The sequence below is a fragment of the Aliivibrio sp. 1S175 genome, assembly GCF_001690985.1.
Classification (GTDB): Bacteria; Pseudomonadota; Gammaproteobacteria; order Enterobacterales; family Vibrionaceae; genus Aliivibrio.
This window is the reverse complement of record NZ_MAJS01000003.1, coordinates 65,564-86,823: the sequence shown is the minus strand read 5'-3', so window position 1 is coordinate 86,823 and position 21,260 is coordinate 65,564. Positions and strand designations below refer to the sequence as shown.

The following is a 21,260-nucleotide window of genomic DNA, read 5'->3' as shown; positions in this document are numbered from 1 at the left end:
GGTGTTGTTGCTAAAATCTTTGCTTAAGATTTGACTAAGTACTAATAAAAAGGGCATCATTCGATGCCCTTTTTCTGCGTTGTATTGTGCATTGTTTTATTTTTATTCTACAATGTTAAGAAAATGCAGAGCACAGCGCAGATAAATTAGCAAATTGCTGGTTTATAGGATGAAGAGAGTAGGGTATATTTACTCTTGTTTTTGAATTTCTGTCTAATGATGGAAAATGATTTTAGTTATGTCACAGGTTGGTTTATGAAAACAAATACTGAGACGACAGAAACTTCAGGCGCAGTTGATACAATGAAGTGGTTACTAGTTTTAGTACTACTTTCTGCTGCGGTTATTGGTAATTATTTACTAGCTGATTTATCTGTTGTTATTCGAGCTGCCGGTGTAGTTGCATTGATTGCTGCTGCTGGTGGTATTGCTGCTTTCACAGCAAAAGGTCAAACTGCAATTGCATTTGCTCGCGAATCAAGAATGGAAGTACGTAAAGTTGTTTGGCCTACACGCCAAGAAACAACACAAACAACTTTCATTGTTCTTGCTGTATGTATCGTAATGGCTCTGATTTTATGGGGTATTGATGGTATTATGGTTAGACTAATTGGCTTAATCACAGGTGTTTGAGGATAAGTGATCATGAGTGAAGCTCCAAAGAAACGTTGGTATGTAGTTCAAGCCTTTTCAGGCTTTGAAGGTCGTGTATCACAATCGCTACGCGAACATATTAAAATTCATAACATGGAAGAGTCATTTGGTGAAGTACTTGTACCAACTGAAGAAGTGGTAGAAATGCGTGCCGGTCAACGTCGTAAAAGCGAACGTAAATTTTTCCCTGGTTACGTGTTAGTGCAAATGATCATGAATGATGAATCATGGCACTTAGTACGTAGTATTCCACGTGTTATGGGGTTCATTGGTGGTACTTCAGATCGCCCAGCTCCAATTACTGATAAAGAAGCTGATGCAATTTTAAATCGTCTTCAACAAGCGAGTGAAGCACCTCGCCCTAAAACGTTATTTGAAGCAGGTGAAGTGGTTCGTGTTACTGAAGGACCATTTGCTGACTTTAACGGAACTGTTGAAAATGTTGATTACGAAAAAAGTCGTATCAAAGTATCGGTTTCTATCTTTGGCCGTGCAACTCCAGTTGAACTAGAGTTTAGCCAAGTAGAAAAAAACTGATCGAAAAATCAGCAAAGCTATTGTAAAAAGCGCGAATTATTATTATAATTTCGCGCGTTTTTGTTAACGGGGAGCTGATCCAGTAGGATAGCGTTAGAACCCAAAATTTAGGAAATATCATGGCTAAGAAAGTTGAAGCTTATATCAAACTGCAAGTTGCAGCAGGTATGGCGAACCCAAGTCCACCAGTTGGTCCTGCTCTAGGTCAACACGGTGTGAATATCATGGAATTCTGTAAAGCGTTTAACGCAAGAACAGAATCTGTTGAGAAAGGTCTACCTACTCCAGTAGTTATCTCTGTATACAGCGACCGTTCTTTTACGTTCATTACTAAGACTCCACCAGCAGCCGTTCTTCTTAAGAAAGCTGCAGGCGTTAAGTCTGGTTCTGGTCGTCCAAACAGTGAGAAAGTTGGTACTGTTACAGACGCTCAAATACAAGAGATCGCAGAAACTAAAGCTGCGGACATGACTGGTGCTGACATTGAAGCTATGAAGCGTTCAATTGCTGGTACTGCTCGTTCTATGGGCCTAGTGGTAGAGGGTTAAGATTATGGCTAAACTTACTAAGCGTATGCGTAATATCCGCGAAAAAGTGGAAGTTACTAAAGACTACGAAATCAACGAAGCTGTTGCTCTTCTTAAAGAATTAGCTACTGCTAACTTCAACGAAAGTGTTGATGTTGCTGTTAATCTTGGCATTGATGCACGTAAATCAGACCAAAACGTACGTGGTGCAACTGTACTACCACACGGTACTGGTCGTAATGTTCGTGTTGCTGTGTTCACTCAAGGTGCAAACGCAGAAGCTGCTAAAGAAGCAGGCGCTGATCTAGTAGGCATGGAAGACCTTGCTGAGCTAGTTAAGAAAGGCGAAATGAACTTTGACGTTGTTGTTGCTTCTCCAGATGCAATGCGCGTTGTTGGTCAACTAGGTACAATCCTAGGTCCTCGCGGTCTTATGCCAAACCCTAAAGTTGGTACTGTAACGCCTAACGTTGCTCAAGCAGTTAAAAATGCTAAAGCTGGTCAGGTTCGTTACCGTAACGACAAAAACGGCATCATCCACACTACTATCGGTAAAGTGGATTTTGATGCTGCTCAACTTAAAGAGAACTTAGAATCTCTTCTAGTTGCACTGAAAAAAGCAAAACCTACTTCAGCTAAAGGTGTTTTCCTGAAGAAGGTAAGCATCTCTACTACAATGGGTGCTGGTGTTTCTCTAGATCAAGCGACTTTAGAGACAACATTAAAATAATTTGCAAACGCGCAAAATTTATGTATAATTTTGCGCCTATCAAATTTATGGTTGGGGCTGTTTAATTTTTAATTAAAACAGTCTCCGTCCAAGACCGTAGGTGCTCGAAAGAGCTTAATAAACCTGCGTAGACGGTGCCGAACTAAAGACTAATTTTTCGGAATTAGTTTTCTGTGAATGCATCGTAATTACTCTCCTACAGTTTTTGTAGTGAGTGGTGTAATCACAACCAGAGGTTAATCCAAATGGCTTTAAATCTTCAAGACAAAAAAGCAATTGTTGCTGAAGTCAACGAAGCAGCCAGTGGTGCACTTTCTGCAGTTGTAGCTGACTCTCGTGGCGTTACTGTTAGCGCGATGACTTCTCTACGTAAACAAGCGCGTGAAGCGGGTGTTTACATGAGAGTTGTTCGTAACACACTAGCACGTCGTGCAGTAGAAGGTACTCAGTATGAGTGTCTACAAGACACATTTACTGGTCCATCTCTACTTGCATTCTCTAACGAGCACCCAGGTGCTGCAGCACGTCTTTTTAAAGACTTTGCTAAAGAGAATAAAAACTTCGAGATTAAAGCTGCTGCATTTGAAGGCGCAGTTACTGATGCTGATGTACTAGCGACACTACCAACTTACGACGAAGCAATTGCACGCCTAATGATGTGCATGAAAGAAGCTTCTGCTGGTAAACTGGTACGTACTATCGCTGCTGTTCGTGATCAAAAAGAAGAAGCTGAGGCATAAGCCCTGCTTTATTTGATTACAAAATAAATTATTGTTGACTTAAAAGAGAATTGTTATGTCTATTACTAACGAGCAAATCCTAGACGCAGTTGCAGAAATGTCTGTAATGCAAGTTGTTGAGCTTATCGAAGCTATGGAAGAAAAATTCGGTGTTACTGCTGCTGCTGCAGTAGTTGCTGGTGGCGCTGCTGCTGAAACTGCTGAAGAGCAAACTGAATTTGACGTTATCCTAACTGCAGTTGGCGGAAACAAAGTTTCTGTAATCAAAGCAGTACGTGGCGCTACAGGTCTTGGCCTGAAAGAAGCTAAGGGTCTAGTTGATTCTGCTCCTGCTGCACTTAAAGAAGGCGTTGACAAAGCTGAAGCTGAAGGCCTTAAAGCACAGCTTGAAGAAGCTGGTGCAACTGTTGAAATCAAGTAATTATTACTTAGTTTCATAGCCTAGCGGCTAATGGCTGGTGGTTTATTAACCACTGGCCTTTTTGCGCTGTAGGGTATAGGGTAATTTCACACTGTTTAAGCCCCTATATTCGAGCAAAAAGCATAGTCTCAATCAGAGATTATGTCCTACAGAAAACAGTGTTATTAGTTACTGTCCCACCTTTTGAAGGCGGACGGTTCGGGTCACTTATCAGCGAGCTGAGGAACCCCATGGTTTACTCTTATACAGAGAAAAAGCGCATCCGTAAGGATTTTGGTAAGCGTCCACAAGTGTTGGACATACCATACTTGCTATCGATCCAGCTTGATTCTTTTACTAAGTTTATCGAGCAAGATCCTGAAGGGCAATACGGTCTTGAGGCTGCTTTCCGTTCTGTTTTTCCAATTCAGAGCTACAATGGCAACTCTAAGCTAGAATACGTTAGCTACAATCTCCGTGAACCAGAATTTGATGTTAAAGAATGTCAAATCCGCGGTGTTACATACTCTGCACCTCTACGCGTAAAATTGCGTTTAGTTGTGTACGATAAAGACGCACCTGCAGGCACGGTAAAAGACATTAAAGAACAAGAAGTCTACATGGGCGAAATTCCGCTTATGACAGACAATGGTACTTTTGTAATCAATGGTACTGAAAGGGTTATCGTATCCCAGCTGCACCGCAGCCCAGGTGTCTTCTTCGACAGCGATAAGGGTAAAACCCATTCATCTGGTAAAGTTCTTTATAACGCACGTGTAATTCCTTACCGTGGTTCATGGTTAGATTTCGAATTTGATCCTAAGGATAACTTATTCGTACGTATCGACCGTCGTCGTAAATTACCAGCAACGATCATCTTACGTGCACTTCGTAAAACAACAGAAGAAATCCTAGATTTATTCTTCGATAAAGTTGTATTTGAAGTGAAAGATCAAACGCTAATGATGGAATTACTTCCTGAGCGTTTACGTGGTGAGACTGCAACATTTGATATCGAATCGAACGGCAAAGTTTATGTTGAAGCCGGTCGTCGTATTACTGCGCGTCACATTCGTCAACTGACGAAAGACGAAGTAAACTATATCGAAGTACCAGTAGATTATATCGTAGGTAAAGTGGCTTCTCACGACTATGTGAATGAAGACACTGGTGAGATCATTGTTTCAGCTAACCAAGAGTTTAGCTTAGAAGATCTTGCTAATTTATCTCAGGCTGGCCATAAAAAGATCGAAGTGTTATTTACGAATGACCTTGATCATGGTGCATACATTTCTGACACTTTACGTGCAGATTCAACGGTTGACCGTTTATCGGCACTAGTTGAAGTTTATCGTATGATGCGCCCAGGCGAGCCACCAACAAAAGAAGCTGCTGAATCATTATTTGAAAGCCTATTCTTCTCTGAAGATCGCTATGACTTATCGACTGTTGGTCGTATGAAGTTCAATAGTTCAATTGGCCGTGATAATGATGAAGGCGCTGGCATTCTTGATGAAACTGATATCATCGAGGTTATGCGTAAACTGATCGACATCCGTAACGGTAAAGGCGAGGTTGATGATATCGATCACCTTGGTAACCGTCGTATTCGTTCTGTTGGCGAAATGGCAGAAAACCAATTCCGTGTTGGTTTAGTTCGTGTTGAACGTGCTGTTCGTGAGCGTTTGAGCCTTGGTGACCTTGATGCAATTATGCCTCAAGATCTTATCAATGCTAAGCCGATTTCAGCTGCAGTTAAAGAATTCTTTGGCTCTTCACAGCTATCTCAGTTTATGGATCAGAACAACCCATTGTCAGAAGTTACGCACAAACGTCGTATCTCTGCTTTAGGGCCTGGCGGTCTAACTCGTGAGCGTGCTGGTTTCGAAGTTCGTGATGTACACGCGACTCACTACGGTCGCCTATGTCCAATCGAAACACCGGAAGGCCCAAACATCGGTCTAATTAACTCATTGTCAGCATTTGCTCGATGTAATGAATATGGTTTCCTAGAAACTCCATATCGTCGTGTTGTTGATAATATAGTTACTGAAGATGTAGATTACCTATCTGCGATTGAAGAAGGTACTTTTGTTATTGCACAGGCGAATGCCGTGTTGACAGAAGAAGGTACTTTTGCTGATGAACTAATCATCGCTCGTCAGAAAGGCGAATCTGGCCTACATCCACGTGAACACATTCAATATATGGATGTCGCGACAAACCAAGTTGTATCTGTAGCTGCATCGCTTATCCCGTTCCTAGAACACGATGATGCGAACCGTGCCCTAATGGGTGCGAACATGCAACGTCAAGCTGTTCCGACATTAAGAGCTGATAAGCCTTTAGTTGGTACTGGTATTGAGCGTTGTGTAGCAATTGACTCAGGTGTAACTGCTGTTGCTAAACGTGGCGGTATGGTTCAGTCAGTAGATGCTTCTCGTATCGTGATTAAAGTGAACGAAGAAGAATTGGTACCTGGCGAAGCTGGTATCGATATCTACAACTTAACTAAATACACTCGTTCTAACCAAAATACGTGTATCAACCAACGTCCTACAGTACTTCCTGGTGAACCTGTAACTCGTGGTGATGTTCTTGCTGATGGTCCTTCAACGGATCTTGGTGAGCTTGCACTTGGTCAGAACATGCGTATCGCGTTTATGCCTTGGAATGGTTATAACTTCGAGGATTCCATCCTTGTATCTGAGCGTGTAGTTCAGGAAGACCGTTTCACGACAATCCATATTCAAGAATTATCTTGTGTGGCTCGTGATACCAAACTTGGTTCAGAAGAAATCACTGCAGATATTCCTAACGTAGGTGAAGCTGCACTGTCTAAACTGGATGAATCAGGTATTGTTTACATTGGTGCTGAAGTTAAGGGTGGTGACATCCTAGTTGGTAAAGTTACGCCTAAAGGTGAAACTCAACTGACTCCTGAAGAGAAGCTACTACGAGCTATCTTCGGTGAAAAAGCATCTGATGTTAAAGATTCTTCTCTACGTGTACCAAACTCTGTTTCAGGTACTATCATTGATGTACAAGTATTTACTCGTGATGGTGTTGAAAAAGATAAACGTGCTCTAGAAATCGAACAAATGCAGCTTAAAGAAGCTAAGAAAGACATCACTGAAGAATTCCAGATTCTTGAAGGTGGCTTATTAGCACGTGTTCGCACACTTCTACTTGCGGCAGGTACTTCTGAAGTTAAGCTTGATGCGATGGATCGTAAGCAGTGGTTAGAAATCACGCTTGATGATGAATCACAACAAAATCAACTTGAGCAGCTTGCTGAGCAATATGATGAGCTTAAAGCAGAGTTCGATAAGAAATTCGAAACTAAACGTCGTAAGATCACTCAAGGTGATGATCTTGCTCCAGGCGTACTGAAAATCGTTAAAGTTTACCTAGCAGTAAAACGTCGAATTCAGCCTGGTGATAAGATGGCGGGTCGTCATGGTAACAAGGGTGTAATCTCTAAGATCAACCCTGTTGAAGACATGCCTTATGATGAAAAAGGTCAGCCAGTAGATATCGTACTGAACCCACTGGGTGTACCTTCTCGTATGAACATCGGTCAAATTCTTGAAGTTCATATGGGTCTTGCTGCGAAAGGCGTTGGTGATAAACTGAACCAAATGCTTAAAGAGCAACAAGAACTACATAAGTTCCGTAACTTCTTACAAAAAGTATACGATCTTGGTGATACTCGCCAAGAAGTAGACATCGCTGCACTGTCTGATGACGAAGTTCGTACATTAGTTAAGAACTTACGCGGTGGTTTACCAATCGCAACACCAATTTTTGATGGTGCTCCAGAATCATCAATTAAAGAACTATTACAACTTGTTGATCTGCCAGCATCTGGTCAGTTGAAACTGTTTGATGGTCGTACTGGTGATGCGTTTGAGCGTCCTGTAACTGTTGGTTACATGTACATGCTAAAACTAAACCACTTAGTTGATGACAAGATGCACGCACGTTCTACCGGCTCTTACAGCCTTGTAACTCAGCAACCACTTGGTGGTAAAGCTCAGTTCGGTGGACAGCGTTTCGGTGAGATGGAAGTATGGGCACTTGAAGCATATGGTGCTGCATATACCCTACAAGAAATGCTAACCGTCAAGTCGGATGACGTGAACGGTCGTACTAAGATGTATAAAAACATCGTAGATGGCGATCATCGTATGGAACCAGGTATGCCAGAATCATTCAACGTATTGTTGAAAGAGATCCGCTCACTTGGTATCAACATCGAGTTAGAAGACGAAGAATAATCTCATTGAGATTGTTCGGTAGAATATAAGGCGCTCGCCGAGCGCCTTTTTTCTCCTTACAGGAGCCGAATGTGAAAGACTTATTAAAGTTTCTGAAAGCACAACATAAGACTGAAGAATTTGATGCAATCAAAATCGGTCTTGCTTCACCTGACCAAATTCGTTCATGGTCTTTTGGTGAAGTTAAAAAGCCAGAAACAATCAACTACCGTACCTTTAAGCCAGAACGTGACGGACTTTTCTGTGCACGTATCTTTGGCCCAGTTAAAGACTACGAGTGTTTATGTGGTAAATATAAACGCCTGAAGCATCGTGGTGTTATCTGTGAAAAATGTGGCGTAGAAGTAACGCAAACTAAAGTTCGTCGTGACCGTATGGGCCACATTGAACTTGCGTCTCCTGTTGCACACATCTGGTTCCTTAAGTCACTTCCATCTCGTATTGGTTTGTTAATGGACATCCCTCTACGTGATATCGAACGTGTACTTTACTTTGAATCATATGTGGTTACAGAGCCAGGTATGACTGACTTAGAGCGCAGCCAACTTCTTTCAGAAGAAGAGTATCTTGATAAGCTTGAAGAATTCGGTGACGAATTCACAGCTAAAATGGGTGCGGAAGCGATTAAAGACTTGCTTGGTTCTATGGACATGCAAGCTGAAATCGAGAACATGCGTGAAGAGCTAGAAACAACTAACTCTGAAACAAAACGTAAGAAACTGACTAAGCGTTTGAAACTTGTAGAAGCATTCGTTCAATCTGGTAATAATCCAGAGTGGATGATCTTAACTGTTCTACCAGTACTTCCGCCAGATCTTCGTCCTCTAGTACCACTAGATGGCGGTCGTTTTGCTACGTCTGATCTAAATGACTTATACCGTCGTGTGATTAACCGTAACAACCGTTTGAAGCGTCTTTTAGACCTAGCTGCACCAGACATCATTGTACGTAACGAAAAACGTATGCTGCAAGAGTCTGTGGATGCGCTGCTTGATAACGGTCGTCGTGGTCGTGCGATTACAGGTTCTAACAAGCGTCCTCTGAAATCTCTTGCTGATATGATCAAGGGTAAACAAGGTCGTTTCCGTCAGAACTTGCTTGGTAAACGTGTAGATTACTCTGGTCGTTCTGTAATTACAGTAGGTCCATACCTTCGTCTACATCAGTGTGGTCTTCCTAAGAAGATGGCACTTGAACTATTTAAACCGTTTATCTACAGCAAATTAGAAGGTCGTGGTCTTGCTACGACAATCAAAGCTGCTAAGAAAATGGTAGAGCGTGAAGAAGCGATCGTTTGGGATATCCTAGATGACGTAATTCGTGAACACCCAGTACTGCTTAACCGTGCACCAACACTTCACCGTCTTGGTATTCAAGCGTTTGAACCAGTACTAATCGAAGGTAAAGCGATTCAGCTTCACCCACTAGTGTGTGCGGCATATAACGCCGACTTCGATGGTGACCAGATGGCGGTACACGTACCTCTAACTCTGGAAGCTCAATTAGAAGCACGTACCCTAATGATGTCGACGAATAACATTCTGTCGCCAGCATCAGGCGACCCAATCATCGTTCCTTCTCAGGATGTTGTATTAGGTCTGTACTACATGACGCGTGACAGAATTAACGCGAAAGGCGAAGGCATGTACCTTGAAGGTTTTGCTGAAGCTGAGAAAGCATACCGTACAGGTTGTGCAGAGCTACATGCTCGCGTTAAAGTTCGAATCACAGAAGTTCTTCGTGATGAAAACGGTATTGAAACTCGTGAAACTAAACTGGTTGATACGACAGTTGGTCGTGCAATGCTATGGCAGATCGTTCCTGAAGGTCTACCTTACAGCATCATTAACCAGAAGTTAGGTAAGAAGCAAATCTCTAACCTATTAAACGAAGCGTACCGTACTCTTGGTTCAAAAGAGACCGTAATCTTTGCTGACCAAATCATGTACACCGGTTTCGCATACGCAGCATTGTCTGGTGCGTCTGTTGGTATCGACGACATGGTTATTCCTGATGCTAAGTACACGAAAGTGGCTGATGCAGAAGAAGAAGTTAAGCAAATTCAAGAACAGTACCAGTCTGGTCTTGTAACTGCGGGCGAACGTTACAACAAAGTTATCGATATCTGGGCAGCAACGAACGAACAAGTTGCTAAAGAGATGATGGATAACTTGTCTTCAGAAACTGTGCTTAACCGCGATGGTGAAGAAGAGCAACAAGAATCGTTTAACAGCGTTTACATGATGGCCGATTCAGGTGCTCGTGGTTCTGCAGCTCAGATTCGTCAACTTGCTGGTATGCGTGGTCTGATGGCTAAACCTGATGGTTCAATCATCGAAACACCGATCACGGCGAACTTCCGTGAAGGTCTAAACGTAAACCAATACTTCATCTCAACGCACGGTGCGCGTAAAGGTCTTGCCGATACAGCACTTAAAACAGCGAACTCAGGTTACCTGACTCGTCGTTTAGTTGATGTTGCTCAAGATGTTGTTGTTCATTTAGATGACTGTGGAACACTGGAAGGTGTAACCATGATCCCTCTAATTGAAGGTGGTGATGTTAAAGAACCTCTACACGAACGTGTTCTAGGTCGTGTAGTTGCTGAAGATGTATTAAAACCAGGTACAGATGAGATTCTTCTTCCACGTAACACGCTTCTTGATGAGAAGCAGTGTCAAATCGTTGAAGAAAACTCGGTTGACCAAATTAAAGTACGTTCAGTAGTAAGCTGTGAAGCTGACTTCGGTTGTTGTGCTAACTGTTACGGTCGTGACTTGGCTCGTGGCCATATGGTAAACCAAGGTGAGTCAGTAGGCGTTATCGCTGCTCAATCAATCGGTGAACCTGGTACACAGCTAACTATGCGTACGTTCCACATCGGTGGTGCGGCATCTACGGCAGCAGCAGACAACAGCATTCAAGTTAAAACGACAGGTTCGATTAAACTTCATAATGCTAAGCACGTAACAAATGGCGAAGGTAACTTAGTTATTACTTCTCGTGCTTCTGAATTGACAGTTATTGATGAGCATGGCCGTACAAAAGAGAGCTATAAGCTTTCTTACGGTACTATTCTTTCTAAGAAAGATGGTGATGCAGTGGTTCAAGGCGATAAGATCGCTGCTTGGGACCCGCATACAATGCCAATCATCACAGAAGTACAAGGTCAAGTTCAATTCGTGGACATGATTGATGGTGTTACGATCACAACTCAAACTGATGAGTTAACAGGTCTATCTTCAATTGTTATCCTTGATGCGGCTGAGCGAGCTTCTGCTGGTAAAGAAATGCGTCCAACAGTGAAACTTGTTGATGCGAATGGTCGTGACATCATGATCCCTGGCACTGAAATGCCAGCACAATACTTCCTACCTGGTAAGGCGATTGTTAACCTTGCAGATGGTGGTAACGTAGGTATCGGTGAAACACTGGCTCGTATTCCTCAAGCTTCAAGTGGTACTAAAGATATTACCGGTGGTCTTCCACGCGTTGCGGACTTATTTGAAGCTCGTAAACCTAAAGAGCCAGCAATTCTTGCTGAGCACGCAGGTATTGTTGCGTTTGGTAAAGAAACTAAAGGTAAAGTACGCTTATTGATCACTCGTGATGATAACAACGAAGTTTATGAAGAAATGATTCATAAACACCGTCAACTTAACATCTTTGATGGTGATAAAGTTGAACGTGGCGATGTTATCTCTGATGGTCCAGAAACTCCGCACGATATCCTACGTTTACGTGGTATTCATGCAGTTACTGAATACATTACAAACGAAGTTCAAGAAGTTTACCGCTTACAAGGCGTTAAGATTAACGATAAGCACATTGAGACTATCGTTCGTCAAATGCTACGTAAGTGTACTATCACACATTCTGGTGACTCTACTTTCCTTGAAGGTGAGCAATTAGAATTTGCAAACGTAACGATTGCAAACCGTCAGCTTGAAGCTGAAGGTAAGCAACCAGCTCGTTTTGGCCGTGATTTACTTGGTATTACTAAAGCATCTCTTGCTACTGAGTCGTTCATCTCTGCTGCATCGTTCCAAGAAACGACGCGCGTACTTACTGAAGCTGCGGTTTCTGGTAAGCGTGATGAACTACGTGGTCTGAAAGAAAACGTAATCGTTGGTCGTCTGATTCCAGCGGGTACAGGTTTCGCATACCACCAAGCTCGTCAAAAGCAAAAAGCAGCAGCGAAAATGGCAGCTAACGTTGCCCCTTCTGCTGAAGAAGCTACTGACAACTTAGCGGCACTATTGAATGCGGGTTTCTCTTCTGAAGAGTAATTAGTTTTAATATTTGCTAAATAAAAAGCCCTGCAGAAATGCAGGGCTTTTTTATATTTAAAATAGTGCGTAATTATAATTGTGTGATTACAACAAGGTTATTACTACTATTGTCTGCCATAACTGTAGCTGAATCATTATTAGTTTGATTAACCATCATCCAGTTATTATTTGAGCCGTTTTCTAAAGTAAGAGTGGCATCAGAATCACTACCCCATTGAGAGACAGTAAGGTAGTTATCATTACTTGCATCAATTGTTACATCTGCTTCATTAAAGCTACCACCAACAACAACTGCATAAACAGTGTTATTTAGGGCGTCATTTTTCATTTTTATTTTCGTATCATTATCAGATGCACCCGCATAGAATGCAGTATAAGTTGTATTGTCATTACCTTGGATATTAGTTACAGCATCATTATTTGAACCGCCATATACATGAATAGTCGAATCGTTACGGCGACCATCTTGTTTGATTTTTAAACGTGTATTATCGGTACCTCCCATAACACTGATATCAGCAGTATTTCTATTTCCTGTTTGAATGATTTTGTTTTTCTTATTATTTGTTGCGGCATCGAAGCTGATTGAGGCTTCATTAAATCGGCCAGTTTGATCAATTAGACCTTTGTTTCTGTCGCTATCATAGGCAGTGATTTCACCGATGTTGTGTTTACCATCTTGGTTGATCGTAAGTTTATTTTTATCACTGTGTCGACGGGCTTTGATTACCGCTTCGTTATGTTTACCTTCTTGATAGACAGTAAGTTTATTTTCATCACTATTATTACGAGCTCGAATTACAGCATCGTTATATTTACCCATTTGGTCGACATCAACTGTATTTTCATCTGAATTTCTTATTAATACATCGGCGTCATTTCCAAGAGCTGGAGAAAGTTGGAAAATATTCACGTTATTGTCATCTGCATTAAATAACTCTACATCTGCTGTATTTCCGGCATAGACTGCACCAGAAAGTAAGATAGTTGAGATTGCGATTGCTAGCTTTTTCATAATAAACTTCCTTGAAATGATTTTAATTTATGATGGATATGAATCTATCCATTCCATTTACTAAGATAATTCCTTGATTGCCAGTCTGATTAATGGAAAAACCTGCACCATTATTTTTATTCACTGCCGCTGCAATATTTGAATCACCTGTTTGGTTTACTGCATTTTGTTGGTCATTACCTACTTGTACTAAATGAGCGATATTGTCATTACCATTTTGTAAAATAGCGCCTTCAAGGTTCGTTCCCCATTGTTCTAGGGAGGCGGAATTATTATTACCATTTTGGATGACTAGCCCTGTATTGTTGCTACCAAGCTGCAATACTGCCGCTGTATTGTTATAACCAGCTTGTTTTACTTTTGCTTTATTACTTCCCACTCCATTTACATTATGTTGGACAATAGTTATTCGAGAATTGGTCGAATTATTCAGTTCTACGATGGCATTATTGCTATGACCTGTATTGAGCTCTGATAATTCAGTTAGCTCGCTAGGTGCATTAAATTCATTAATACCTAAATCTAAATCTGCATATGTATAACTACTGACAGCCATTAATAAATAAAGATAATTTACTGATAATTTTTTCATATCAGTATCCCTCTTTTCTTGATAGCTCATTTGCTACCTAGAAAGTATGGAATTTACTCAGAGAAGCACCATAAACTTTATTATGATATTTATTAATAAGATAGATAAACTAAAGGACTAGGTGTTCTGTTTTTATTACGGTCATTTTTTCTCAAAAATGAAACAAACGATGAACTACTTAATTAATATTTAATAATTCGGTGGATATATAGTCTTTTTGGACTAGTTTTAAGTAACAATATTTATGGAGGGCAGAGATGAACATATATTATTTATCTTCAAACCCAACGTTATACTCTTCTTTACTTATTGATTTATTAGAGAAAACGTCTAATGAAAAGATAATGGTTGTTGACTGCGAGGTATTAAGTACTAAAGGAAATCAAGATGATGAAATGTTAGTTATTTTGGATTTTAAAAATCAAACAGATAAAAAATATAAGCAATATTTATCTGTAATAACGGAGTATAAGATAAAGGCGAAAGAAATATTATTTAATGTAACTGACGAGAATATAACAAAAAATATAATGAGATATCCCAGTGTTGTAGGCGTTTTTTATGAAAAAGATAATGTTCAGATTATATCTGAAGGGGTTAAGAAGATAATTGATGGTGAATTATGGCTTAGCCGTAAAGTAACGAATGATTTAATTTCAATATATCGTTCAAAACAAAATGGAATATTAACGACATCTGTTTCCCTAACAACAAGAGAAAAAGAAATATTACAACTTCTTTCATTTGGCTCATCAAATGTAGATATAGCGAGTGCTCTTTTTGTTAGTGAAAATACAGTTAAGACACATTTGCATAATGTATTTAAAAAATTAAACGTGAGAAATAGATTACAAGCAATGATCTGGGCTAAAGGTTATGATTTTTAAGGATTAAAATAATGAAACTTCATATTTTATTTTTATTTTTATTTCCTCTTATTGTTAATGGTGCTGAAAATAAAATAATTTTAGAGTCACCAAAAGCTTTAGAAGAGAGCAGAGTTGATGAAGTCGATGATCTTGTTGAAATTGATGGATTAATAATAGACAGAACATTAACTCGCCTGGGCAAAGATTTTTATTTTTCGTTTTCGATAAAAATGAACAGTAAGCACAATGATTTAGACGTCAATCTAACGGTAAAAGAAAGACCAACAGCATTATCAGGAAGCATAATAGGGGTTTATCATTTTGACAAAGTTATCTATCGAGGAGCGCTTTCTCCTGGTCAAAGACAAGCAGAAGAGAAAGCAGAGCAAGCTATAGAGGCGGTGGACAGATATATTGTTAGATGGCAAACGGAGAAGTTATTTAAAGATACGTATGATCTCGATTTCTCGGAGATCTAAGGATGCAACATGAAAATAAGGATGATTTTCTTTATTTTATTCAATGTAATTATAAGCTTAAGCCAAGCTAGTGAGCTTGTATATACGCCAGTAAATCCTAATTTTGGAGGGAACCCTCTAAATACAAGCCATCTATTTTCTGGTGCAAATGCGATTAATGACTATAAAGGACCACAAGATGATTCATTATTCGAACAAGAATCAGCACTCGATCGTCTGACTTCAAGTTTAGAATCTCGCCTAATTAGTCAGTTACTTGCCGATGTAGGTAACGGTAATACTGGGCAACTAGTTACCGATGACTTCATCTTAAATATTGTAGATGATTCAGGGGCATTGCTTATTCAAATTGTTGATAAAGAAACGGGTGAAACTTCTGAGATACAGGTTAGTGGGCTCACTCCAGATTAATTTCTAAGCTAAGGAATCAGCAATGAAATATTCAATGTTACTTTTACTACTTATTATTTCAGGTTGTTCTAACTCAATTGATGTACCAGATACCTCTGAACTGCCAACATTGATGCAGCGTGGTGCAAGTTATGTCGACCTGATTTCACTACCTAAACCGCAAGGGAAAATTTATGTCTCTGTTTATGATTTTAGGGATCAAACAGGACAATATAAGCCTCAACCAAACAGTAATTTTTCAACGGCTGTACCACAAGGCGGAACAGCTCTTCTAACGATGGCATTACTCGATTCTGAATGGTTTTTCCCATTGGAAAGACAGGGTTTACAGAATTTATTAACAGAAAGAAAAATTATTCGGGCTGCACAGAAAAAACAGGATTCTATTAGTAATCATGGTTCCACATTACCCTCGTTGTTATCTGCAAATGTAATGATAGAAGGTGGCATTGTTGCTTATGACTCTAATATTAAAACTGGTGGAGTAGGAGCTCGATACTTAGGTATTGGTGGCTCTGGTCAATATAGAGCCGATCAAGTAACGGTAAATATCAGAGCTGTAGATGTTAGAAGCGGGAAAATTTTAACAAGTGTAACTACAAGCAAAACGATTTTATCTTATGAAGTATCTGCAGGAGCATTTAGATTTGTTGATTATAAAGAATTATTAGAAGTAGAGTTAGGTTATACAAATAATGAACCAGTAAACATAGCGTTAATGTCAGCAATTGATTCTGCTGTTATCCACCTTATTGTTAAAGGGATTGAAGATGGCTTATGGCGTCCAGCCAACCCCGCAGGAACTGAAAATCCTATATTCCGCAAATATGCATCAGAAACCAATCAAATATTATAAGATTAAATAGAGTGTTCAAATATCATTTAAACACTCTATTTACTTTTTTAAGCCCCTGGTGGGTGGCTCAAACTATTTGAAATCTGCTCAATCAAACCATCCTCTAATCCGAACCTTGCCTCGATTACCTCACCTAATTTAGAGAAATCCTTATCAAAATCAGCAAGTAACAAATCCTCATCTTCTTTCGCATACTTATCGGTAAAGTTAAGAATAGGATCGGTAGTTTTAGTTATATTCGCGTAAAGTAAGCTCATCTCTTCTGTTGGTGAAAACCCCGTAGCATCCCATTTAGCCATTACCATGTTATAAATTTTAAAATGACCCTCAGAGATATAATCAATGAGATGTTGATTGAAGGATTGAATTGCTGAGAATGAAGGAAGAGAAGACGTAGATGAATCAAAAGGAGGAAGGCCTGCTAATTTACAATATTCAACCAATAGATCTTGGCGAGTCGACAGCCAATGGTCAATAACATCGTTATTACCACCCCATTGTTCTTGGAATTGATTTAGTTTAGTAAGCATAACGATATCCTTGTAGTTGCAAATAATAAACTCACGTTCATATCAATACCTAAGTAATATCAAAATGCAGTTTCAGTAAGAATTACTTGGGTATACACTCATAATCATGTTTATTAAGATTGCCAGTAAATATTGATTGCTGCAAGAGGGTTGTGATAAAGATGTTAAACCAACATACAAAAGCGTATTGGTGTGTCGTAAATGATTCAGCAGTTTGGTTAGAGGATAACGCTCTTCCTTGTGGTAATGCGGTTGATTTGAATTTACCTTTTGAAAATGCAGTATGCATTGGTAATCATGAAAACTACCCTGTGATGTGGTTGAATGATGAGCAGATAGAAAAAACAGTAGAGTTCACCAATTTAAGAGAATTATTACTTGTTAAAGATTCTCTTTTTTTAATGATAAGCAAAGCGATTCAATATGGATTTATGGCTAGGGAGTTTCGTTTTTGTCCTCAGTGTGGTGGTCGAAATCAACTCAATCTTAACCAGATAGCAATGCAATGTAATGAATGTCGTAAGCTACATTACCCTCGTATTTTCCCTTCTATTATTGTTGCAATACGCCGCGATGACACCATTTTATTAGCACAACACCAAAGACATAAAGGTGGTTTATTTACAGTGCTTGCAGGATTTGTCGAGGTGGGAGAGACCTTAGAAATGGCGGTTGAACGTGAAGTATTTGAAGAAACGGGTATTAAAATAAAAAACATTCGCTATATAGGAAGTCAGCCGTGGGCCTTCCCATCAAGTCTTATGATGGGCTATATGGCGGATTACGATACCGGTGAAATAAAGGTAGATCCTAATGAGTTGATAAAAGCAGATTGGTATTATCAAAATAACCTACCAGAGCTTGCTCCAAAAGGGACCATCGCAAGAATGTTAATTGAATCAACGCTGGATGAAATTAATAAGGCAAGGGATTACTAATTAGTAGATCTCTAATAGGTATTAAGCCTGTGTGAAATACAGAAGATCAGTTAAATATGATCCCGATAGCAAAGGTGGGCTTTTGTTCATCAAATTGAATGCTACAATAGCAGGATCTAATATGAGGAAAGATCATGACAGAATTAAAAAATGACCGCTATTTACGTGCGTTATTAAAACAACCAGTAGATTACACACCAGTTTGGATGATGCGCCAAGCAGGTCGCTACCTTCCTGAATACAAAGCAACACGCGCACAAGCCGGTGATTTTATGTCTCTGTGTAAAAATGCAGAGCTTGCTTCAGAAGTAACCCTTCAACCCCTACGTCGTTTTCCTCTAGATGCAGCGATTTTATTTTCTGATATCTTAACTATTCCTGATGCGATGGGTTTAGGTCTGTATTTTGAAACTGGTGAAGGTCCTAAGTTTGAACGCCCAATTACCTGTAAAGCTGACGTAACTAAAATTGGTCTTCCTGATCCTGAAGGTGAGCTGCAATACGTAATGAATGCAGTACGTCAGATCCGAAAAGATCTTAAAGGTGAAGTTCCATTGATTGGTTTCTCAGGTAGCCCTTGGACACTAGCAACTTATATGGTTGAAGGTGGAAGCTCAAAAGCATTCACTAAAATCAAAAAAATGATGTATGCAGAGCCAGCAACACTGCACTTATTGCTAGACAAGTTAGCGGATACGGTTATTGAATACTTGAATGCACAAATTAAAGCGGGTGCGCAATCTGTAATGGTATTTGATACATGGGGTGGTGTACTAACGCCTCGTGACTATAACGACTTCTCGCTTCAATATATGCATAAAATTGTAGATGGTCTAATTCGTGAAAATGAAGGTCGTCGAGTACCAGTTACGCTATTTACTAAGAATGGCGGTATGTGGCTAGAATCAATCGCCGCAACAGGTTGTGATGCAGTTGGCCTTGATTGGACTATTAACATTGCAGATGCGAAAGCTCGTATTGGTGATAAAGTTGCTCTACAAGGAAATATGGATCCATCTATCCTTTATGCACAACCAGAACGAATTCGCCAAGAAGTAGGCACTATTCTGGAAGGTTTTGGTAATGAAGGTACAGGCCACGTATTTAACTTAGGCCATGGTATTCATTTAGATGTTCCGCCTGAAAATGCAGGTGTATTTGTTGAAGCGGTGCATGACTTATCTAAGCCATACCATAAATAAAATCTTAGTTTAAAGATTTGATATTAAAAGGGGACTCATTGAGGTCTCCTTTTTTAATGGAACAGACTAATATTAGAATGGTCATAAAAAATTATTAGAAAATAAAAAGAGACGATTATGTTTAAGAAACTACAAATCTTATTGCGAAAACTGATGCATGATGGCGAAGAAAGTGGGGCGACAGATATCGCCTCTATGAATTTAGCTATGGCGTCTTTGTTATGTGAAGTATCTAGAGCTGATCATCAGAGCGATCAAAGAGAAGATGATGCGAAACTTCAGTTACTTATCAAGCTACTTGATATCAACGAAGAGCAAGCTCAGCAACTATTAATCCAAGCGATAAGTAAGAGTAAAGCGTCTGTTTCTCTTTATGAATTTACCACTAAACTGCGAGCGTTAATGCCACAAGAACGTTATGCGTTGATAGAAGCAATGTGGTCGGTTGCGTATGCTGATGGAGTGATAGAACCGATGGAAGAGGTTGTTATTCGTCAAGTTGCCGACTTAATTTATCTCGATCACTTAGAATTTATTCGTGCAAAATTATCTGCTGCCCCAAAAAAATAATTCGATTAAAGCCTGTAAATCTACAGGCTTTATCATTGACTAATACCCTTTATTAAAATCGACTAAATTTAGTAGGGTGAATCCATCACGTCGGCGTAGATAATTAATAGAAAACTGCTCGAAAACTTGTTCAGGGAAACTTATAGCAGCAATGTGTGGAGTCACGGTAATGTTAGGATGGCGCCAATAAGGACACTCTTGTGATAATGGTTCATTAATGAACACATCCAAAAAAGCGTGAGAGATAGTTTTATTCTCTAAGGCATCTAATAAACCATAGTTATCTAATACCTCACCACGACCCACATTAAATAATAAAGCCCCATTCCCATGACTTAATGTCTCTGTATTTAATAAACCTAGGGTTTGCTCTGTTTTTGGAAGGGTACTCACAATGACATCTGACTGCTTTAAGGCCGTATTAATTTCTGCCACATGATAGATACGCATAAAAGGAGAGTTCTTTGGGGGAATTCCAGAACGGTTTATGCCGTAAACAGTAAAGCCAAGCGCTTTGGCTGTCATCGCAAGATTACAACCGACAGATCCTGTACCTAGAATAACCATTGTTTTGTTTGATAATGAAGTATAGCGATGAGATAGCCATTGCTTCTCATGTTGTTGCTTTGCATATTGTGTGAAATGACGAAAATACTGAATGCAATAACCTAAAACATATTCTGAAATTTGTTGGCCAAAGATCCCTTTTACATTAGTAAGATGATAATCCTGCCTTAAATTCGGTTGTATCAGAGCGTCGATACCAGCGAAAGTAGATTGAAGCCATTTAACGCGTTCACATTGATTAAGAAGGTCAGTAATGAGTGGTGGATCGGCAAGGATAATGTCTGCTTTTCTCAGATCATGACAAATTTCAAGATCAGGAAGATCCGATTGCTCAAAAAGTGAGAGATATTTCTCTTTTTCTTTTGAAATGATAAGTAATTTATTCATAACCTTCCTTTTGTCATTCATGGTTATCAAGTACACTTAAAGCGTCATTTTTTTATAGTGTAGAATCGTATATGTTACGCAATCCTATCCAAGTTCGTTTAGAAAAGTTTGAACCATGGCAACAAATTACTTTTATGGCTTCTTTATGTGAGCGTATGTACCCAAACTATGCCCATTATTGTGAAGCAACAGGCTTTGCTGAACCTCAAACCTATCGCGTTATACTAGATAGCATTTGGGAATTATTGACCGTTAAAAATGCCAAAATTAATTTTGAACGTCAATTAGAAAAGCTAGAAGAAATGATCCCTGAGTTAGATGATGACTCAATTTACCTAACTTATCCTGCCATTGATGCTTGTGTTGCACTATCGACTTTCTTACACGGGATCCTAGATCGTGATGTATTAGAAGACGCGATGTTTAAGATCAGCCAATTATCAGTGATGACTGTCGCTCAATTAGTTGAAGCTGAAACGGGTGAAGAAGTAACAGACGAAAATCAAAAAGAAATTGAAGTGATTTGTGAAGAGTGGGATGTCCAGTGGGCTATTTTCCGACCTCTACGCGAAGCTGAAGAACGTGACATTGATTTAATAAAAGATCTTCGCCAAGAATTAAGAGATGAAAATGTAAGTAATATTGGCTTAGAGCTAAAATACTGATTTTTGTTTCGCGTATAAA

Annotated in this window: 20 protein-coding genes; 16 read left to right on the top strand and 4 right to left on the bottom strand. The window is 39.6% G+C overall.

Annotation, left to right across the window (positions count from 1 at the left end):
- Positions 1–255: 255 nt before the first annotated feature.
- The 8 genes from secE to rpoC all read left to right on the top strand — a co-directional run bounded on the left by secE (position 256) and on the right by rpoC (position 12,157).
- A complete protein-coding gene (secE, locus tag A6E06_RS00690) occupies positions 256–633 on the top strand; it encodes a preprotein translocase subunit SecE (RefSeq protein WP_065592933.1) in 378 nt (125 codons plus the stop codon).
- A 12-nt stretch (positions 634–645) separates the two neighbouring features.
- Entirely contained in the window at positions 646–1,191 is a 546-nt protein-coding gene (gene nusG / locus A6E06_RS00685) for a transcription termination/antitermination protein NusG (protein WP_065592862.1), read from the top strand.
- Between the two features lie 119 nt (positions 1,192–1,310).
- Positions 1,311–1,739 (top strand): 50S ribosomal protein L11, encoded by a 429-nt coding sequence (gene rplK, locus A6E06_RS00680; RefSeq protein WP_065592863.1) that lies wholly within the window; start codon positions 1,311–1,313, stop codon positions 1,737–1,739.
- Between the two features lie 4 nt (positions 1,740–1,743).
- Positions 1,744–2,448 (top strand): 50S ribosomal protein L1, encoded by a 705-nt coding sequence (rplA, locus tag A6E06_RS00675; protein WP_065592864.1) that lies wholly within the window; start codon positions 1,744–1,746, stop codon positions 2,446–2,448.
- A gap of 245 nt (positions 2,449–2,693) precedes the next feature.
- Positions 2,694–3,188, top strand: a complete 495-nt coding sequence (gene rplJ / locus A6E06_RS00670; protein ID WP_065592865.1) for a 50S ribosomal protein L10 — start codon at positions 2,694–2,696, stop codon at positions 3,186–3,188.
- A gap of 55 nt (positions 3,189–3,243) precedes the next feature.
- The gene (rplL, locus tag A6E06_RS00665; protein WP_065592866.1) at positions 3,244–3,609 is read left to right on the top strand and encodes a 50S ribosomal protein L7/L12; all 366 of its coding nucleotides are present in this window, start codon (positions 3,244–3,246) and stop codon (positions 3,607–3,609) included.
- Positions 3,610–3,839: 230 nt separating this feature from the next.
- Entirely contained in the window at positions 3,840–7,868 is a 4,029-nt protein-coding gene (gene rpoB, locus A6E06_RS00660) for a DNA-directed RNA polymerase subunit beta (protein WP_065592867.1), read from the top strand.
- 71 nt (positions 7,869–7,939) lie between these two features.
- On the top strand, positions 7,940–12,157 hold the full coding sequence (gene rpoC, locus A6E06_RS00655; protein ID WP_065592868.1) for a DNA-directed RNA polymerase subunit beta': 4,218 nt from the start codon (positions 7,940–7,942) through the stop codon (positions 12,155–12,157).
- A 73-nt stretch (positions 12,158–12,230) separates the two neighbouring features.
- Here rpoC and A6E06_RS00650 read toward each other — a convergent pair whose 3' ends face one another.
- Together A6E06_RS00650 and A6E06_RS00645 are read right to left on the bottom strand one after the other, a co-directional pair.
- The gene (locus A6E06_RS00650; protein ID WP_065592869.1) at positions 12,231–13,175 is read right to left on the bottom strand and encodes a curlin associated precursor, CsgA like protein; all 945 of its coding nucleotides are present in this window, start codon (positions 13,173–13,175) and stop codon (positions 12,231–12,233) included.
- Positions 13,176–13,197: 22 nt separating this feature from the next.
- A complete protein-coding gene (locus tag A6E06_RS00645; protein WP_255310673.1) occupies positions 13,198–13,797 on the bottom strand; it encodes a curlin subunit CsgB in 600 nt (199 codons plus the stop codon).
- A 227-nt stretch (positions 13,798–14,024) separates the two neighbouring features.
- On the opposite strand from A6E06_RS00645, the gene A6E06_RS00640 reads away from it, so the two are divergent.
- From A6E06_RS00640 to A6E06_RS00625, 4 genes are read left to right on the top strand one after another with little or no spacing between them, the layout of a single operon-like run.
- On the top strand, positions 14,025–14,654 hold the full coding sequence (locus A6E06_RS00640) for a LuxR C-terminal-related transcriptional regulator (protein WP_065592871.1): 630 nt from the start codon (positions 14,025–14,027) through the stop codon (positions 14,652–14,654).
- 11 nt (positions 14,655–14,665) lie between these two features.
- Positions 14,666–15,115: a curli production assembly/transport protein CsgE gene (locus A6E06_RS00635; RefSeq protein WP_065592872.1), complete on the top strand. Its 450-nt coding sequence runs from the start codon at positions 14,666–14,668 to the stop codon at positions 15,113–15,115.
- A 9-nt stretch (positions 15,116–15,124) separates the two neighbouring features.
- On the top strand, positions 15,125–15,526 hold the full coding sequence (locus A6E06_RS00630) for a curli assembly protein CsgF (RefSeq protein ID WP_065592873.1): 402 nt from the start codon (positions 15,125–15,127) through the stop codon (positions 15,524–15,526).
- A 22-nt stretch (positions 15,527–15,548) separates the two neighbouring features.
- Positions 15,549–16,382 (top strand): CsgG/HfaB family protein, encoded by an 834-nt coding sequence (locus A6E06_RS00625; RefSeq protein WP_065592874.1) that lies wholly within the window; start codon positions 15,549–15,551, stop codon positions 16,380–16,382.
- A 47-nt stretch (positions 16,383–16,429) separates the two neighbouring features.
- On the opposite strand, the gene A6E06_RS00620 is transcribed toward A6E06_RS00625, so the two are convergent.
- A complete protein-coding gene (locus A6E06_RS00620) occupies positions 16,430–16,912 on the bottom strand; it encodes an Rsd/AlgQ family anti-sigma factor (RefSeq protein ID WP_065592875.1) in 483 nt (160 codons plus the stop codon).
- Between the two features lie 161 nt (positions 16,913–17,073).
- Between A6E06_RS00620 and nudC the strand changes: the two genes are divergently transcribed.
- The 3 genes from nudC to A6E06_RS00605 all read left to right on the top strand — a co-directional run bounded on the left by nudC (position 17,074) and on the right by A6E06_RS00605 (position 19,622).
- Positions 17,074–17,850 (top strand): NAD(+) diphosphatase, encoded by a 777-nt coding sequence (nudC, locus tag A6E06_RS00615; protein WP_065592876.1) that lies wholly within the window; start codon positions 17,074–17,076, stop codon positions 17,848–17,850.
- 134 nt (positions 17,851–17,984) lie between these two features.
- Positions 17,985–19,052: a uroporphyrinogen decarboxylase gene (gene hemE, locus A6E06_RS00610; protein WP_065592877.1), complete on the top strand. Its 1,068-nt coding sequence runs from the start codon at positions 17,985–17,987 to the stop codon at positions 19,050–19,052.
- A gap of 117 nt (positions 19,053–19,169) precedes the next feature.
- Positions 19,170–19,622 (top strand): TerB family tellurite resistance protein, encoded by a 453-nt coding sequence (locus tag A6E06_RS00605; protein ID WP_065592878.1) that lies wholly within the window; start codon positions 19,170–19,172, stop codon positions 19,620–19,622.
- A gap of 39 nt (positions 19,623–19,661) precedes the next feature.
- Here the strand turns inward: A6E06_RS00605 and A6E06_RS00600 are convergent, their stop codons facing one another.
- Positions 19,662–20,576, bottom strand: a complete 915-nt coding sequence (locus tag A6E06_RS00600; protein ID WP_065592879.1) for a D-2-hydroxyacid dehydrogenase — start codon at positions 20,574–20,576, stop codon at positions 19,662–19,664.
- A 71-nt stretch (positions 20,577–20,647) separates the two neighbouring features.
- Here A6E06_RS00600 and A6E06_RS00595 point away from each other — a divergent pair, with 71 nt between their 5' ends.
- Positions 20,648–21,241, top strand: a complete 594-nt coding sequence (locus A6E06_RS00595) for a YjaG family protein (RefSeq protein WP_065592880.1) — start codon at positions 20,648–20,650, stop codon at positions 21,239–21,241.
- The last annotated feature ends 19 nt before the right edge of the window (positions 21,242–21,260 follow it).

What these genes read in the sequence shown, in the direction of transcription:
- secE (WP_065592933.1), top strand. Translation starts at nt 256, where the DNA reads ATGAAAACAAATACTGAGACGACAGAAACTTCAGGCGCAGTTGATACA.
- nusG (WP_065592862.1), top strand. Translation starts at nt 646, where the DNA reads ATGAGTGAAGCTCCAAAGAAACGTTGGTATGTAGTTCAAGCCTTTTCA.
- rplK (WP_065592863.1), top strand. Translation starts at nt 1,311, where the DNA reads ATGGCTAAGAAAGTTGAAGCTTATATCAAACTGCAAGTTGCAGCAGGT.
- rplA (WP_065592864.1), top strand. Translation starts at nt 1,744, where the DNA reads ATGGCTAAACTTACTAAGCGTATGCGTAATATCCGCGAAAAAGTGGAA.
- rplJ (WP_065592865.1), top strand. Translation starts at nt 2,694, where the DNA reads ATGGCTTTAAATCTTCAAGACAAAAAAGCAATTGTTGCTGAAGTCAAC.
- rplL (WP_065592866.1), top strand. Translation starts at nt 3,244, where the DNA reads ATGTCTATTACTAACGAGCAAATCCTAGACGCAGTTGCAGAAATGTCT.
- rpoB (WP_065592867.1), top strand. Translation starts at nt 3,840, where the DNA reads ATGGTTTACTCTTATACAGAGAAAAAGCGCATCCGTAAGGATTTTGGT.
- A6E06_RS00650 (WP_065592869.1), bottom strand. Translation starts at nt 13,175, where the DNA reads ATGAAAAAGCTAGCAATCGCAATCTCAACTATCTTACTTTCTGGTGCA.
- A6E06_RS00645 (WP_255310673.1), bottom strand. Translation starts at nt 13,797, where the DNA reads ATGAGCTATCAAGAAAAGAGGGATACTGATATGAAAAAATTATCAGTA.
- A6E06_RS00640 (WP_065592871.1), top strand. Translation starts at nt 14,025, where the DNA reads ATGAACATATATTATTTATCTTCAAACCCAACGTTATACTCTTCTTTA.
- A6E06_RS00635 (WP_065592872.1), top strand. Translation starts at nt 14,666, where the DNA reads ATGAAACTTCATATTTTATTTTTATTTTTATTTCCTCTTATTGTTAAT.
- A6E06_RS00630 (WP_065592873.1), top strand. Translation starts at nt 15,125, where the DNA reads ATGAAAATAAGGATGATTTTCTTTATTTTATTCAATGTAATTATAAGC.
- A6E06_RS00625 (WP_065592874.1), top strand. Translation starts at nt 15,549, where the DNA reads ATGAAATATTCAATGTTACTTTTACTACTTATTATTTCAGGTTGTTCT.
- A6E06_RS00620 (WP_065592875.1), bottom strand. Translation starts at nt 16,912, where the DNA reads ATGCTTACTAAACTAAATCAATTCCAAGAACAATGGGGTGGTAATAAC.
- nudC (WP_065592876.1), top strand. Translation starts at nt 17,074, where the DNA reads ATGTTAAACCAACATACAAAAGCGTATTGGTGTGTCGTAAATGATTCA.
- hemE (WP_065592877.1), top strand. Translation starts at nt 17,985, where the DNA reads ATGACAGAATTAAAAAATGACCGCTATTTACGTGCGTTATTAAAACAA.
- A6E06_RS00605 (WP_065592878.1), top strand. Translation starts at nt 19,170, where the DNA reads ATGTTTAAGAAACTACAAATCTTATTGCGAAAACTGATGCATGATGGC.
- A6E06_RS00600 (WP_065592879.1), bottom strand. Translation starts at nt 20,576, where the DNA reads ATGAATAAATTACTTATCATTTCAAAAGAAAAAGAGAAATATCTCTCA.
- A6E06_RS00595 (WP_065592880.1), top strand. Translation starts at nt 20,648, where the DNA reads ATGTTACGCAATCCTATCCAAGTTCGTTTAGAAAAGTTTGAACCATGG.